12 protein-coding genes are annotated in these 15,627 nt (G+C 66.7%); 8 read left to right on the forward strand and 4 right to left on the reverse strand.

Annotated elements, in window-relative coordinates; translation table 11 throughout:
- Nucleotides 1-213 precede the first annotated feature (213 nt).
- On the forward strand, nt 214-1,233 hold the full coding sequence (locus tag G6N48_RS04700) for a hypothetical protein (protein ID WP_139825948.1): 1,020 nt from the start codon (nt 214-216) through the stop codon (nt 1,231-1,233).
- Entirely contained in the window at nt 1,230-3,989 is a 2,760-nt protein-coding gene (locus G6N48_RS04705; protein WP_139825949.1) for a hypothetical protein, read from the forward strand. The genes G6N48_RS04700 and G6N48_RS04705 overlap by 4 nt, the downstream gene beginning before the upstream one ends.
- Before the next feature lie 181 nt (nt 3,990-4,170).
- Here the strand turns inward: G6N48_RS04705 and G6N48_RS04710 are convergent, their stop codons facing one another.
- A complete protein-coding gene (locus G6N48_RS04710; RefSeq protein ID WP_139825950.1) occupies nt 4,171-4,443 on the reverse strand; it encodes a hypothetical protein in 273 nt (90 codons plus the stop codon).
- A 989-nt stretch (nt 4,444-5,432) separates the two neighbouring features.
- On the opposite strand from G6N48_RS04710, the gene G6N48_RS04715 reads away from it, so the two are divergent.
- The 4 genes from G6N48_RS04715 to G6N48_RS04730 all read left to right on the forward strand — a co-directional run bounded on the left by G6N48_RS04715 (nt 5,433) and on the right by G6N48_RS04730 (nt 8,469).
- On the forward strand, nt 5,433-6,158 hold the full coding sequence (locus tag G6N48_RS04715; RefSeq protein WP_232066539.1) for a hypothetical protein: 726 nt from the start codon (nt 5,433-5,435) through the stop codon (nt 6,156-6,158).
- Entirely contained in the window at nt 6,155-6,325 is a 171-nt protein-coding gene (locus G6N48_RS04720) for a hypothetical protein (protein WP_161494242.1), read from the forward strand. Before G6N48_RS04715 ends, G6N48_RS04720 begins: the two co-directional genes overlap by 4 nt.
- A gap of 259 nt (nt 6,326-6,584) precedes the next feature.
- Nucleotides 6,585-7,466, forward strand: a complete 882-nt coding sequence (locus G6N48_RS04725; protein ID WP_232066540.1) for a DMT family transporter — start codon at nt 6,585-6,587, stop codon at nt 7,464-7,466.
- Between the two features lie 46 nt (nt 7,467-7,512).
- A complete protein-coding gene (locus G6N48_RS04730) occupies nt 7,513-8,469 on the forward strand; it encodes an amidohydrolase family protein (RefSeq protein ID WP_232066541.1) in 957 nt (318 codons plus the stop codon).
- Between the two features lie 12 nt (nt 8,470-8,481).
- On the opposite strand, the gene G6N48_RS04735 is transcribed toward G6N48_RS04730, so the two are convergent.
- The 3 genes from G6N48_RS04735 to G6N48_RS04745 all read right to left on the reverse strand — a co-directional run bounded on the left by G6N48_RS04735 (nt 8,482) and on the right by G6N48_RS04745 (nt 10,958).
- Nucleotides 8,482-9,255: an enoyl-CoA hydratase/isomerase family protein gene (locus G6N48_RS04735; protein ID WP_085271098.1), complete on the reverse strand. Its 774-nt coding sequence runs from the start codon at nt 9,253-9,255 to the stop codon at nt 8,482-8,484.
- A 119-nt stretch (nt 9,256-9,374) separates the two neighbouring features.
- Nucleotides 9,375-9,578, reverse strand: coding sequence for a cold-shock protein (locus G6N48_RS04740; protein ID WP_085271099.1), 204 nt, complete (start codon nt 9,576-9,578; stop codon nt 9,375-9,377).
- A 54-nt stretch (nt 9,579-9,632) separates the two neighbouring features.
- The gene (locus G6N48_RS04745) at nt 9,633-10,958 is read right to left on the reverse strand and encodes a DEAD/DEAH box helicase (protein ID WP_085271125.1); all 1,326 of its coding nucleotides are present in this window, start codon (nt 10,956-10,958) and stop codon (nt 9,633-9,635) included.
- Between the two features lie 337 nt (nt 10,959-11,295).
- On the opposite strand from G6N48_RS04745, the gene G6N48_RS28595 reads away from it, so the two are divergent.
- Both G6N48_RS28595 and hrpA read left to right on the forward strand, forming a co-directional pair.
- Nucleotides 11,296-11,424 carry a hypothetical protein gene (locus G6N48_RS28595; protein WP_264049243.1) on the forward strand — a complete coding sequence of 43 codons (129 nt, stop codon included), beginning with the start codon at nt 11,296-11,298 and terminating at the stop codon, nt 11,422-11,424.
- A 299-nt stretch (nt 11,425-11,723) separates the two neighbouring features.
- Nucleotides 11,724-15,614: an ATP-dependent RNA helicase HrpA gene (gene hrpA, locus G6N48_RS04750; protein WP_179969846.1), complete on the forward strand. Its 3,891-nt coding sequence runs from the start codon at nt 11,724-11,726 to the stop codon at nt 15,612-15,614.
- Nucleotides 15,615-15,627 lie beyond the last annotated feature (13 nt).

The following is a 15,627-nucleotide window of genomic DNA, read 5'->3' on the forward strand; positions in this document are numbered from 1 at the left end:
CCTGCCACTATGCACGGCGCAGACACTGTTCGGCGCTTGCTGTCCCAAGTTCCGGAGGACGAGCTGGGCGAGCATGTGGTGGCTACGTACTCACCTAGGTCCTTGGGATACTGGTCTCAATACGCTGGGCCCGCGACAACTTTGGGCATTGCGACTGTCGATAAAAACTCGCTGCGACCGGGACGGCGAGCCTGCCCAGCGCAGGTGCAGGAAATGTTCTCGCCACTTCTGGATATCGCGGCTCACCGAGCAGTCGAGCAGGCAGAGATCGGTGACTTCATCTCCCTCGCGAACCCCGGGCTTGGGGGACCCGATATCGAGCCACTACGTGGGCTGATCACCGCTACCCCAGATTCAGTCGACACTAGCCGCTGGAGCGGCGACGACCTTACCCGCCGCTCCACGCTGCGAATTCTGGCGAGGGCAGTGCAGCTCGTTCCCGCCCAAACTGACTGGCGCGCAATCTTTTCTGCCGCCATTGCGTTTGGCCCGCTCCTTGATATCGATCCGATATACCAGCAGGAAGGCGCTCGGGCTCAAGCATGGCGCGGCGTTCTTCTGCGGCACCGTTTGGTCGGTGCGTGGCGGACACTGTGGGCGGCGCTAGTGAGTCACGTGCTCAACTCCGGCGAGCCGTTGAATCGTGCGCAACTGCACGAGTGGATTCGCTCTCACGTTCCAGCGGTGACGATGGCGCAGTTTCGCGACGATCTGCCCGCGACCCTAGACGCCAACGGGCATCTGTTGCCCGCCGAAGACGATGTGGAGGGCCAGGGCCGGGAGTCGATCGAATCAGCACTGGCCGTGCTCCTTTTGAGTTCGCAGCGCGTCGAGGAACTTGGCGGCACGGCGCTAGATGCCTTCCGGGGCGGCTCCACCGCACCGCGGCGAGTTTTTCTGGATCCGTACTGGGTCGGGGCGCGTGCCGGTGAATATGCCGCCCAGTGGATAGGAGATTTCGCTGCGGCGGTCGTCGACGACATGCTCGCCCAGTCCCATCGGGTCGCGCTGCGCAAACTCGAGGTCAAAGCTGATGGCAGCGTGGTGATGCCTTCCAAACTGTATGAGCGAGAGGGCCGTTACTTCGCCGAGAGCGCTGAGGGCGCGTACAACATCGGCTACCGGGCTGAAACCGTGGGCTCGATCACCATACAGCTCGGCCTTATCAACCGCGGCCACGAAGGGCTCGATGTGACGGGCATAGGCAGTCAGCTGCTGGAGTTGCCGGCGTGACGCGAGCACGATTGGAGCTGCACTCTCCGCTGTCGCTGCTGAAGCTGTGGCAGCGCCGACCCGATAATGCAGGCCTCTATGAATTGCTTGTCATCGGATACACGTTCGACTTGGCGTTCATTGAACAGCGGGTCGTGGGCGTGGCCCGCGGACTCGGGGCAAGGGTCACCCTGTTGGGTGATGCCCAGCAAGGCATCCATGATCCCGTCGACATCCGCCAAGCCGGGCGGGCCTACCAGCACGGCCATGTGGTATGTCGAGGCGCATTCCATCCCAAACTGGCTCTGCTGGTAGGCGAAACAGATGTCTGGGCAGCAATTGGTTCCGGCAATCCAACGTGTGCCGGCTGGGCGTTCAACGACGAGCTGTGGATTGTCATTCGCTCTCAACGCGACACGGGACCGCAAGCAATGGTCCAGCTCGGTGCCTGGCTGGCAGGAATTGCGCAGCACGCGTCCATCGCGATGCCGTCGTGGATCTCGGCGACTCTGATTCAGATCGCCGACATGGTGACGCCCCAGACCGTGGACGATTCCGAGTCAGATCTGCAACTTCTCGGGAACATTGCTGAGTCGCTAATGGGTCAATTGCCAACGGGGCCGGTGGCATCGCTGCGGTTGAGTGCCCCGTTCTTTGATCCGGACGGAGCCGCGGTGCGCGCACTCGTGGGCCGTATGCAGCCGGCCGAACTCACCATTGCGATGCAACCCACACTGGGTAGCTACAACGGCGAAACCCTCACCGCCGCAGTCGAGGCTGTCGAAGCAGCGGAATTTCGGCACCTCAGCGAGGAGGGCAACCGCATCAGCCACGGCAAATTAGTCGAATGGACTGACGGCGTCACAACGAAGGCGATGATTGGCAGCCCAAATTTGAGCCGTGCCGCCTTGCTCAAATCCGCCAGTGCCGGCGGCAACTGTGAGCTCGCGGTTATCTACCCCGTTGCGGAGTCACTCTTGCCGGACGGCGCGCGTGTTCCGCACGACGACGTGCGGTCCACCAGCACCCTCCCGGCCGTTGTCGAAGGCCGTTCGGCGGCGGCGGTCACGGTCCTGGGGGCACGCAGAACCGAAAGCACGGTCGTAGTGGAACTTGTCGCTTCAGTGGCGGTGACGGTGGCCATCGAAATGTCCTCGTCGGCAGCGCCGGGCGAATGGCGGAAGCGACACCAGATCGATATCACCGAAGCCCGTACAGTCATCGAAACCAGTTTTCTCGCGCCTGAAGCGGCCGGAACCGCCGTGCGTGCGATCGCGCAGTTCGCCGACAGCCGGTACGTCAGCCAGGTTGTATTTCTGACCGACACAGCCAAATGCCTTTCTAGAGTTGGGAAATCATCGGTCCCACGGCTTACCCGCGACTACGGGGACATCTTCACCGACCCCGAACTGCTGGCCCGATTCGAATACGATCTGCTCAACCTGCTACGCGCCAACGCTGTTCACAGAGTTGCACAACCGACGTCCGGAGCGGCGCCAGTGGCCCCCGGAATTGACGACGATGACCGCTGGGGAGCCTGGTTGAACACCGTCGAAACCGTCCTTGGACCATCCTTGGCGGGTGGGCTTTTCCCGACAGCGACCGTCGTCGGCGCGACGGTAAGCGCCAACATGTGGTCGATTGATAGCGACGACCCAATAGCTGCGAGTCCAGAAGATGATGAAGTCATCGACGCCGACGCCGCCGAGGATTCCGTGCGTCGAGAACCCCCCGACATTCCAGCGGAGCAGCGGCAACGTTATCGACAATGGGCAAAGCGTCTCCGGCGAGGGGTCACCCAGGACCCACCGCCAAGCGTCGACCTCCGGATGCTGGTCACGCAGCTACACCTCGACTTGCTTGCCGCGGGTGTCTGGGAGGACGACAACGACTGGCTGGACTGTCTCGCCGAAGTTCTCGTCAAGACACCGCCTGCCGGAGATGAGATTCCTGAGCGCGGCGAACCGTATCTCGGAGCGCTCATAGCGGTCGGCTTGGCCCTCATGTCGGGCGAAGCAACTCTGTCCGGCGGCCGGCCGAGCGACACCGTATTCCAGCGAACGTGGGACCAGGTAAGCCTGTGGGCAGCGATGGCCAACCCGGATTTGATCGACCACTACCTGTATCAGACCACGCAGGCGTACAGCCGGGTCGCGGACCGCGAGCAGGTCGATGCCATCATCGCCCTGGCCCAAGCGGTTATGGAGGATCCAAACGCACGTATTCGCGCGGCGTTCGAAGAAGCAGGGATCGACCCAGTCTTTGTCGACGGCGCCTGGGTAGCTGAATGCGGCTCGGCGCAACCGCGAGCACTGGCTGTTCGCCTCGCCACGCTCATCGGAGAGCACAGCAATAAATTCGCCGTGTTGGCACGCGGCGAGCGTGGCTGTTGCGTTCTGTTGTACTGCGGATCAACTTTGGCGGTCGCAGAGTCAACAAGTCAAATATGGAGGGTGTGCCACAAGACGCTCCCGTTTTGCTACCCCGGCATCGATGTTCGCGGAAGGGCTGCCCCCAGGCAAGACTTTCCCACGCCGACCGGGAACTGCGCTGCCGGACCAGGTAGCTGCACTCGCCGAAGAGATCGGGCTCAACGCCGCGCACCTGACCGCCGCATTGAGGTCACGCGCTCGCCAGTAGACGGTGCGGGCCACCGCCCTAGGTTGCCCCTCTTCGCTTGGCAAAGCCCATTCTGGAATCGTACGTGTGGAGGTATGGAGAATTCGCGCTCGGGATGGCGGGCGTTTTCGAGAACGCATATGAGCGACGATAATTAGTTGAAGCGCATGGTCGGCGTGGACTTATCTGCTGAGCTCAAGGACGCGCACCGCCCAGGTAGGTCGACTGGGTTCGAGCAAAGCGGATAAGGAGTCACGCACTTGTCTTCCAAGTCTATAGAAGAGTGCACGCACGTGTAGCACGACTGTTCAGCTAATTTCGGGTCGCCGTAGTTCAGAGCTATTTCCGCACTGGATTCGTGGCGAGCTTCCTGAATGGCTCTCCACGCCAGTTTTCTACGATTGGAGTCGCGCTCAGTGCAACCAGCGGACCTGCGTAGTCACTTCCGAAACCAATGACTGTACCGTGCAGTGTCCCTGTTTTGGTCCATTGATTTGGCACGGCGACCTTATCGCCGATGCTTAGGGGTGCGCCGATATAGGCGTACGCGCAGCCGATGTCATTGTTGCGGAACTGGATGCGGATCAGCTGATGGCCGGAGTCGTCGACCATTCGCACGACCGGCACGCACATCGTCTCGCCGCATATTTCGCAGCACTGTGGCGGCCGCGCTGGTTCGTTTCTTAATATTGTGCGGTTTGTTTCCATAGTGATGCCTACGGAGGCGAGGTCGTTGGGGCCATCGCCGAAGCAGCCGTGGGCTCGCACGCGGTCAATGTGTTTACAGTTGGTGTGGCCGCTGAATTTGAAGGCCGGGCATGTGCATCTCAGTTTCTTCCCCATAACGTCTTCGAACATTACGTCGTAGGTGTCGACGTCGCCGTGGACGGTGAATTGCGCCCAAAACTGTGGACACCGGGGCGTTGTGGACGAGGGGTCGCCGAATTGCCACGCGAAGTCGCCTCGCTGCATTGGCTCGGACGGCGGATCAGATGGTTTGTGGAGGCTAGCGTTATTCCGTGGCGTAGGGGATCGGCGGCCGCGCTGCCACTCATCCCATTCCGATTCCGTGCGAGGCTGCCAGGCGTTCATTTGTCGACGCTAAGTCCGGCGCCCTGAGCTCGCGGAGAGCGTCAGGTCGCCAACACCAGAGCCAGAAGCCACCTGGGAGCAATCATCGAGCATGTCGGAGGGTGTGTCTACGTGCATCTGTTTTGCTCCGATGCGGTCGGCACCGATGTGCGAGCACTGCACTCCATCTCCGCCCGCTGGTAGTAGTTTCAATGGGCCGTTATAACGGTGACTTTGACGGCGTTGCCATGCTGATCCCTCAGCGAAGCCTCCTGCAGACATTGACAGACGGCGCAGCATGTCGGCTATTTAACGCCTGCCACGTCGCTATCGCGGCACATTTGCCAAGAAACCCGCGACGCGATCTCTTCGAGGCAGACGCGCCGATCGTGAAGCGGGCTTCCTGAAGTGCAGAGCCGGTCCCATCACACGAACAGGATGCCGAAACCCTGCGGCAAATCACCCGTAAACCATAGAATCGGAGCCCGTCGAGACGAGTCGAGACTTCGTCGCGCTGGGAGGTCAGCACAGTGTCAGAGGAACAGGGCGAGGACCTTACCCCTCCAACGGCGACCGAAACGAACGAGGGACATGATATTCAGGCGGTCGGCCAGGTAGTCGGCACAGAGGACGCGACACCGCTGACCTTCCACGTCGCGATCTACCCGGAGGCATACCTGCAGCTCGACGATGTCATCGCAACGGTGCGCGAGGTGCCGCAACGCGGCCAGGTGATGACGTCAGGCATCGTCACGCAGGTGCGCTCGCGGCACGAAGGCGCCAGTTTCAGCAGCGACGTTTTCCTCATTTCCGACGGTGTGCTGCCGGCCAGGGTGCAGGAGATCGCTGAGGTGACCACCACGCGGGTCGTGCCCGAGCTCTACGTTCCGCCCCGACCGGGTTCCCTCGTGCGTCGCGCCACGGGAAACGAGCGGTTCCAAGCACTCTATTTCGATCAGATGGAGCGGCGTATTCCGGTCGGCACCGGCAGGGACGGCGAGATCGTTTACGTCGACCTAGATTTCATCGACGGCACGCGCGGTGCGCACGTGTCGATCAGCGGAGTCTCCGGCGTCGCCACTAAAACGTCGTTCGCGCTATTCCTGTTGCATTCGATCTTCACCAGCGGCGTGCTGCCCAACGTGCACAACTCGACTCGAATGCCAGCGGGTCATAACGGCACCGATATCGTTGTGAACTACCCTGTTCACCGGGGTTTCGCCGGCGTGCGGTGCGGTTGGTGGACACCACGATGAAAGCCGCGGAAGTGTCGGCGTTCGAGGCGATCAGGTCTGTGGCCGGCAAACTCGGCATTGCCGGGGAATCAGTGCGCCGGTGGCGCCGCAAGGCTCAGGTCGATGCCGGGGAGCGGCCCGGCACGACCTCCTCCGAGCACGCCGATATTTCGTGGGCTCAAGCGTGAGGATGCTGACTTACGCAGAGCGAACGAGATTGACGCCGGACACGTCGCTCACCTGGTGTGGACGACCGCTTCGACATCGCCCTGCGATGCGTTCGTCATCCGGGACGGGAGGAGCACAAACCAGGCCGTGCGCGCAAGGCGTCACCGAGACGCCTCCATCCTGGCGCCCTCGCTTTGCTCGCTACCCGAGTTTTGCGTCGACCCTACGATGGGTATCCGCAGGGGCATGGGGTGGGTAACGCACCACGCGATCGCGATAGTGTCTGCGCTGCTTGCCGCGTTCTGGGCCGCGGTCGGCATCGTCGTGCGGCAGCGAATCGCCCAGGACGTTCCGCCCGACAAGGCGATGGCGACGACTCTGGCGCGCCGGCCCATCTGGTGGGCGGGCCAGGCGGCCGCCATCGCGGGGTTCGCCTTCCAGGCGCTGGCGCTGGCGCACGGATCCCTGCTTCTGGTCCAGCCGCTGCTGGTGTCCTCGCTGTTGTTCGCGTTGCCGATCAGCGCGTGGCTCTGCCACCAACGCGTCCACCCGGCCGACTGGGGGTGGGCGACCCTGCTGACGTTGGCGCTGGCGGTTTTCGTGCTGGTGGGCGAGCCCCGCGAGGGCCACAACCGCCCGGCGGTGCCGGCGTGGACGCTGGCGCTGGGCATCACGGTGCCGCTGGTGGTCGCCTGCGTGCTGGGCGCCCGCCGAGTGGCGGGTCGCCGCCGCGCCATGCTGCTGGCCATCCCCGTCGCCGTCATCCTGGGCTTCATCGCGGTGCTCACCAAGATCTGCACGCACCGCTTCGCCATCGGCGGGTTGCCCGCGCTTCTCACGGTGCCCGCCCCGTATGTGCTGGTTGGCCTCGCGCTGATGCTGACCGTGATGCAGCAGGCGGCTTTTCACGCGGGCGCTTTGCAGGCGTCGGTGCCGATCATGTTGGTGGGGGAGCCCATCGTCGCCGTCGCGCTCGGGATGATCGTGCTGGGCGAGCATATCGCCGTGCGCGGCTCGGCGGGCGCGGTTCTGCTGCTGACGGCCGCGGCCATGGCGGCGTCCACCGTCGCACTGGCCCGCGGTCGCGCGTCCGACACCACTGCGCTTGCGCCGCAAGCAGATCCGAACGACGATGTGATGGCGGACGCGGCGACGTGTTAGCCGGGGGGCCGTGAGCGTGCGGACCGTAGGCCTCGAAGAACATTTCGTGACCCCCGACGTCCTGTGGGCGTGGGAGCACACCGAGACGCAATGGCGAAATCCGGCCGGGTTGACCGCGCGCGGCGACATCGAAGAACGCTTGACCGAACTCGACGGCGAACGCTTCGCCGCGATGGCCGACACCGGTCTCGACGTCCAGGTGTTGTCTTTGACCAGTCCCGGAGTCCAGAACGTGACGCCCGGCGACGCCGTCGCGGTGCAGACCGCCAGCAATGACCTGCTGGCCGACACGGTGCGCGCGCACTCCGACCGGCTGCAGGGGTTCGCGACGCTCGCGACCACCGATCCCGCCCGGGCCGGATACGAATTGGAGCGTGCCGTCACCGCGTTGGGGCTGCACGGCGCCATGATCTTCCCGCGCAGCCGCGGCCGCTCCATCGAACGGCGAGAATTCTGGCCGATATTCGAGGCGGCCGCAACCCTCAACGCGCCGCTCTACCTGCATCCACAGGTGCCGCCGCCGCCGGTGCGCGACGCCTATTACAGCGGATTCGGCGAGGCGGCCGACACGGGCCTGGCCACCTTCGGAATCGGCTGGCACTACGATGCCGGTGTCACACTGCTGCGCATGATCCTCGCCGGCGTCTTCGATGCCTTCCCCAATCTCCAAGTGATCGTTGGGCATTGGGGTGAGGTGGTGCTGTTCTACCTCGACCGGATCGACGGCCTGGCCGCCGCCGCCTCGCTGGCGCGGCCGGTCTCGGAGTACTTCCGCTCCAACGTGTTCGTGACACCCAGCGGCATGTTCAGTCAGCGTTATCTGCGCTGGTCACTGGAGGTCATGGGAGTCGACCGCGTCCTGTTCTCTACGGACTACCCCTACCGTTTCGCCCCGGCCGGCGGCGCGCGTCAATTCCTCGACGATGCCGATCTGGCCGCGAGCGACCGGGAGAAGATCGCATCGCGAAACTGGGAACGCATCTGCGGGGGCATCCGGCGCTGAGTGCAGCCCGCGTCAGCGGCCGCGCCATCGGGGCTCACGCTTCTCGCGCCACGCCGCGATGCCCTCGGCCACGTCTTCGGTCGCCCCGGCGACCCTGCGCATGGTCTCGCCGAAGCGGACGGACTCGATCCAGCCCATGTCAGCGGTCCGCCACGCCACCTCCTTGGTGGCCCGCTGCGCCAGGGGAGCAGCCTCGGTCAGAGTCCGCGCCCACGCCAGCGCCTCGGCCTGCAGTTCGTCGGGCTCGACGAGCTTCCACACCAGGCCGATCTCCTTGGCGCGCGCCGCGCTCATCGGCTTGCCGGTCAGCAGCAGCTCCATCGCGTTGGCCCAGCCGACCCGGTGTGGGAGCCGGATCGCGCCGACGATGGTCGGCACCCCGATGGCGACCTCCGGGAAGCAGAAGGTGGCCTCGGTGCTGGCAATCACGAAGTCGCAGAACAACACTCCGGTGAGCCCGTATCCGATACAGGGGCCGTGCACCGCGGCGATGGTCGGCTTGAACAGCTCCATCCCGCTTTCGAAGGAGTTGATCGTCGGCTTCTCCCAGAACGTCCCGCCGAAGGTGCCGACCGTGCCCTCGCCGTCCTTGAGGTCGCCGCCGGCGCAGAAGACGCTGCCGTTGGCCGTCAGGATCCCCACCCAGGCGTCGAGGTCGTCGCGGAATCGGTCCCACGCCGCGTTGAGGTCCTGGCGCATGGCCCCGTTGATGGCGTTGCGCGCCGCGGGCCGGTTCAGGGTGATCGTGGCAACGTGGTCGTCGCGCTCATAGGTGACCAGACTCATGCCTGCACCCTAGAAGATCGCCGGCCGTGGGCCGCCGAGAGGACACACCACACATTTTCGGCTGCAGAGACGCCAATGGGCTGGTTCGGAATCCGGACCAGCCCACTGTCGAGAATAGTTCAGACGGCCGAAACTCCAACTGCCTGAGGACCTTTGGCGCCCTGCGCAACCTCGAACTCAACCCGCTGGTTTTCGTCGAGCGAGCGGTAGCCGTTGCCCTGGATCTCCGAGTAGTGCACGAAGAGGTCCTTCGCGCCGTCGTCTGGGGTGATGAAGCCGAAGCCCTTCTCACCGTTGAACCATTTCACAGTTCCCTGTGCCATTTATTACTTCTCTCATTCAAGTGCGGATGTAACTTCAACATCCGAACGCTCAGGCTAGCACGAGCCGGCCATATTTTTGGAACCAGTTGCACGGCTTGCGCTTCCGCGTCGGTTCCGGCCGGAGCGACGTGCCCTGCCGCCGCCGGCGTTGGCCTGCCGGCGAGGCTGGTCCGGACGCGACGGCGGCGCCGTCTTGGGCGCCGGGGCGCAGTACGGCGCCGGCTCACCGGCAACGGCGTGCACGGCGGCCGAATCGGCGGTGACTTCCTGCGGCGTCGCCCGGATGCCCGCGCGGCGCAGCAGCGCGTGCGCGTCCCTGCGCTGCTCGGGCAGGACGATGGTGACGACGTCGCCGGCGTTTCCCGCGCGCGCCGTGCGCCCGGACCGGTGCAGATAAGCCTTGTGATCGGCCGGCGGATCGATGTGCACCACCAGCTCGATTCCGTCCACGTGCACGCCGCGCGCGGCGATGTCCGTGGCCACCAGCACCCGCGCCGAACCGGCGCTGAAGGCCGCCAGGTTGCGATCACGCGCCGGCTGCGACAGGTTGCCGTGCAGGTCGACCGCCGGCACGCCGGATTCGGTGAGCTGCCTGGCCAGCTTGCGGGCCTGGTGCTTGGTGCGCATGAACAGGATGCGTCGGCCGGTTCCGGACGCGAGCCGGTGCACCAGCTCCGTCTTGGCCTGCACGCCGGAGACGTGGAAGACCTGGTGGGTCATCTCGGCCACCGGCGAGTCGGAGCCGTCGACGGAGTGCAGCACCGCGTCGCGCAGGAATCGGCGCACCAGCCCGTCGACCCCGTTGTCCAGGGTCGCGGAGAACAGGAGCCGCTGCCCGTCTCTCGGGGTCGCCGCGAGGATTCGGGTGACGGCGGGCAGGAAGCCGAGGTCGGCCATGTGGTCGGCCTCGTCGATCACCGTGATCGCGACCTCGTCCAGGCTGATCAAGCGCTGCTTCATCAAGTCTTCGAGCCGGCCGGGACAGGCGACCACGATGTCGGCGCCGGACTTCAGCGCCGTCACCTGCCTGCCCTGCGGCACGCCGCCGAAGATCGTGGTCACGGTGAGGTTGTTGACGGCGGCCAGCGGCTTGAGCGTTGCGGTGATCTGGCTGGCCAGCTCACGGGTCGGCGCCAGGACAAGCCCCGACGGCCGCGACGGGCGACGCGGCCGTCCGGCCAGCCTGCTGACCATGGGAATCGAGAAGGCGAGCGTTTTGCCGCTGCCGGTCTTGCCGCGGCCGAGCACGTCTCTGCCCGCGAGGGTGTCGGGAAGGGTTTCGCTTTGGATGGGGAAGGGGCTGCCGATTCCTCGGGCGGCCAGCTCCGCCGCCAGTCGTTCACTCACGCCGAGGTCGACGAAGGTCATGCCAGTAGTCAAGGTGATGTCTTTCAGCATCGGGTGTGCCGGGTCACGGCGAATTGCCCGCGGACGGTCAGCACAGGGGGTCGCGAGATTGCCGGTGGGCAAAATCGATCGCCGCGATAACGAACTGCGCCGGGTCCTGTACGTCAGCCACTCTGTTGGGGCTTACGCCGGAAGGATGAAGAAGCGTTTCACGACGTGCCGGCTGCCCGAAGCAGCCAACGTTGCCCCTATCGTAGCAGCACGGCGCACGCGTGCGCTCCGGTGTCTGTACAGTCACAGGTAGGCCGTGCGATTTTCAGCCCTGATATCAGCGGGCGCCGGTCACCTCGATCTTGCAGAAGGAATCACGTTGGACAACTCGAGCCTGTTCTCTCACCCCGTCGTCCCGGAGCACGTCGCGGTCCGCGACGCATCCGGCGAACCCGTTGAGAACCCGACGTTCTCAGACCGCCCCGGCGCCGCCGGCGAGTCGAAGTAGGCCTTCCCGGCCCGCACCGGCTCAGCACCGGAGCCGCTCGGCGAGCCACGGCAACGTCGCCACGAAAGCCGTTGTTGCCGATGGCCAGTCGTGCCTTCCCGGCAGCTCCACCAGCCTGCAGTCGATCCCGTGGGCCGTTCCCAGGCCGCAGAGCTCCTCTGCGGCCGGCTGCGCGACCCCGCCACCGGGGACCGCGAACAGGCTGTCGCTGCGAGGCGGCCCGAAGATCCACCTGATTCCCCAAGCCGGGACCCAAGTGGCGCCCGTGACTCGAGCCCGGAACACGTATCCTCGCCGGAGTGTCCGCAGCGTCCGATCCGTCAGTCGCGCAACTGCGCAACCGCCTCGACGGGCTGACCATCGCCGACGCCGCGCGCCTGGGACGCCGGCTGAAGAGCCTCCGCAACCCGCAGCCCGAGAAGCTCGAGCAGCTCGCGGGACAGATCGCGAAGGCCGAGGCGCTCGTCGCCACCCGGCACGCCGCCGTCCCGGCGATCACCTACCCCGACCTGCCGGTCAGCGAGCGCCGAGAAGAGATCGCCGACGCCGTTCGCGCGAACCAGGTCGTGGTCGTCGCCGGTGAGACCGGATCGGGAAAGACCACCCAGCTGCCCAAGATCTGCCTCGGGATCGGCCGCGGTATCCGAGGAACCATCGGGCACACCCAGCCCCGGCGGCTGGCCGCCCGGACCGTGGCTCAGCGCATCGCCGACGAGCTGAGCAGTCCGCTCGGCGAGGCGGTCGGCTACGCGGTCCGCTTCACCGATCAGGTCAGCGACCGCACCCTGGTCAAACTGATGACCGACGGCATCCTGCTCGCCGAGATCCAGCGCGACCGCCGCCTCTTGCGCTACGACACCCTCATCCTCGACGAGGCCCACGAACGCAGCCTCAACATCGACTTCCTGCTCGGCTACCTGCGCGGGCTGCTGCCGCGTCGCCCCGATCTGAAGATCATCATCACCTCGGCAACCATTGAGCCACAACGCTTTTCAGCCCACTTCGGCAACGCGCCAATCATCGAGGTGTCCGGGCGGACGTACCCGGTGGAGATCCGGTACCGACCGCGCGAGGTCGCGGTCTCAGCGGGCGCGGGCGACGATCCCGACGACCCGGACCACGAAATCGTCCGCACCGAGACCCGCGACGAGGTCGAGGCCATCGTCGACGCCATCCACGAGCTCGACGCCGAACCTGCCGGCGACGTCTTGGTGTTCCTGTCTGGCGAGCGCGAAATCCGCGACACCGCAGAGGCTTTGACCGGCCTCGAGCACACCGAGGTCCTTCCGCTGTATGCCCGCCTGTCCACGGCCGAGCAGCAGCGGGTGTTCGCGCCGCACACCGGGCGCCGCGTCGTGCTGGCGACCAACGTGGCCGAGACGTCGCTGACCGTGCCGGGGATTCGGTACGTCGTCGACCCCGGCAACGCCCGCATCTCGCGCTACAGCCGCCGCTTGAAGGTGCAGCGGCTGCCCATCGAGCCGATCTCGCAGGCGTCCGCCGCCCAGCGCGCCGGGCGGTGCGGACGGGTCGCGCCGGGCGTGTGCATCCGCCTCTACTCCGAAGACGACTTCGCCGCCCGCCCGCGTTACACCGATCCCGAGATCCTGCGCACCAACCTCGCCGCGGTGATCCTGCAGATGGCGGCCCTGCAGCTCGGCGACATCGAGAGCTTCGGATTCCTCGACCCGCCGGACCGGCGCAGCGTGCGTGACGGCGTGCAATTGCTGCAGGAGCTCGGAGCGTTCGACGCCGACGGCGCGATCACCGCGCTCGGCCGCCGTCTGGCGCGGCTGCCGGTCGACCCCAGGCTGGGCCGGATGATCCTGCAGTCCCACACCGAGGGGTGCGTGAGCGAGGTGCTGGTGCTGGCCGCGGCCCTGACGATCCCCGACCCGCGGGAACGGCCGGCCGACCGAGAGGAGGCCGCCCGCGCCAAACACGCCCGCTTCGCCGACGACACGTCCGACTTCATGTCGTATGTGAACCTGTGGAACCACCTGCGTACACAGCGAACGGAACTGTCCGGCAACCAGTTTCGCCGCCAATGCCGCGACGACTTCCTGCACTACCTGCGCATTCGCGAATGGCAGGACCTGGTCGGACAGTTGCGCAGCATCGCCCGCGACCTCGGTGTCGTCGAATCCGGCGAGCCGGCCGACCCGGCGGCCGTACACGCGGCGCTGCTCGCCGGGCTGCTGTCGCACGTGGGCATGCGCCGCGAGGACACCCGCGAATACCTGGGCGCGCGCAACTCGCACTTCGTGCTGGCGCCCGGCTCGGCGCTGGCCAAGCGGCCGCCGCGCTGGGTCGTCGTGGCCGAACTGGTCGAGACGAGTCGGCTCTACGGGCGTACCGCCGCGCGCATCCAGCCGGAACTCGTCGAGCGGGTCGCGGGCGACCTGGTCCAGCGGACCTACAGCGAGCCGCACTGGGACGGCAAACGCGGCGAGGTGATGGCCTACGAGCGGGTGACCCTGTACGGACTGCCGTTGGTCGCGCGCCGCCGGGTGGGATACGCCCGCGTGGAGCCGGGGGTGGCGCGCGAACTGTTCATCCGGCACGCGCTCGTGGAGGGCGACTGGCACACGCGCCATCACTTCTTCCGCGACAACGCCCGGCTGCGCGCGGAACTCGAGGAGATCGAGGAGCGGGCACGCCGCCGCGACCTGCTCGTGGGTGACGACGAGATCCACGCCCTCTACGACGCGCGCGTGCCCGCCGACGTGGTCTCGGCGCGGCACTTCGACGCGTGGTGGAAGAACCAGCGGCACAAGACACCCGACCTGCTGACCTTCGGCCGCGACGATCTGCTGCGGGCCGACGCGGCCGACACCGGTCGCCCGGACACGTGGCACGCGGGCGATGTCGCGCTGCCCCTGACCTACCGGTTCGAACCGGGCGCCGCCGACGACGGGGTCACCGTGCACGTGCCGATCGACGTCCTCGCGCGCCTGGGCGGCGACGAGTTCGCCTGGCAGGTCCCGGCGTTGCGCGAGGAGCTGGTCACCGCGCTCATCCGCTCGCTGCCGAAAGACCTGCGCCGCAACTTCGTTCCGGCCCCCGACACCGCCCGCGCGGTGCTCGGCGGCATCGACCCGGCGGCGGAGCCGCTGCTGCCCGCGTTGCAGCGCGAATTGCGCCGTCGCAGCGGCATTCTGGTACCGATCGAGGCGTTCGACCTGGACAAGCTGCCGCCGCATCTGCGGGTGACGTTCGCCGTCGAGTCCGCCGACGGCGCCGAGGTGGCCCGCGACAAGGACCTCGGGGCGCTACAGGAGCGCCTGGCGGCGCCGGCCCGCCGGGCCGTCGCCGAAGCGGTCGCCGGCGGCCTGCAGCAGACGGGCCTGCGCGACTGGCCCGACGACCTCGACGAGCTGCCGCGGGAGGTGCAGAGCAACGTCGACGGGCGCGCGGTGCGGGGCTTTCCCGCGTTCGTCGACGCCGGCGGCACCGTCGACGTGCGCGTGTTCGCCACCCCGGCCGAGCAGGACCGGGCGATGCGGCCGGGCAGCCGGAGGTTGCTCCGGCTGAGCGTGCCGTCGCCGGTGAAAGCGATTGAACGCCAACTCGATCCGCGTACCCGGCTGGCGCTGGGTGCGAACCCGGACGGGTCGCTGACCGCGCTGCTCGACGACTGCGCCGACGCCGCCGCGGACGCGCTGATGCCCGTCGCGGTGTGGACGCGCGACGACTTCGCCGCGCTACGTCGTCGCGCCGCGGAGGCCCTCGCCCCGATGACCCGCCAGATCGTGGGCCGCGTCGAGAAGGTGCTGGCCGCCGCCCAGGAGGTGCAACTCGTTTTGCCCGCCCAGCCGGCGCCGGCGCAGGCCGACGCCATCGCCGACGTCGGCGCCCAACTGCGGCGCCTGCTGCCGCCCGGGTTCGTCACCGCCACCGGCAGCGCGCACCTCGCCGACCTCACCCGCTACCTCACCGCGATTCGCCGCCGCCTCGACCGGCTGCCCCACGCGATCGAGGCCGACCGTGAACGCATGGCGCGGGTGCGCGCCGTGCAGGACGCCTACGACGAACTCCTGCGCCAGCGGCCGGCCGACCCGGCCGCCCGCGACATCGCCCGCCAGCTCGAGGAACTGCGCGTCAGCCTGTGGGCGCAGCAACTCGGCACACCGCGTCCGGTCAGCGAGCAGCGGATCTACCGGGCCATCGACGCCGCGCTCGACCGCTGAGGACGCACCGCCG

The organism is Mycobacterium parmense (genome assembly GCF_010730575.1).
Classification (GTDB): Bacteria; Actinomycetota; Actinomycetes; order Mycobacteriales; family Mycobacteriaceae; genus Mycobacterium; species Mycobacterium parmense.

Coding starts and splice junctions, on each gene's coding strand:
- G6N48_RS04700 (WP_139825948.1), top strand. CDS start 214: ATGTTCTCGCCACTTCTGGATATCGCGGCTCACCGAGCAGTCGAGCAG.
- G6N48_RS04710 (WP_139825950.1), bottom strand. CDS start 4,443: ATGGTCGACGACTCCGGCCATCAGCTGATCCGCATCCAGTTCCGCAAC.
- G6N48_RS04720 (WP_161494242.1), top strand. CDS start 6,155: ATGAAAGCCGCGGAAGTGTCGGCGTTCGAGGCGATCAGGTCTGTGGCC.
- G6N48_RS04735 (WP_085271098.1), bottom strand. CDS start 9,255: ATGAGTCTGGTCACCTATGAGCGCGACGACCACGTTGCCACGATCACC.
- G6N48_RS04740 (WP_085271099.1), bottom strand. CDS start 9,578: ATGGCACAGGGAACTGTGAAATGGTTCAACGGTGAGAAGGGCTTCGGC.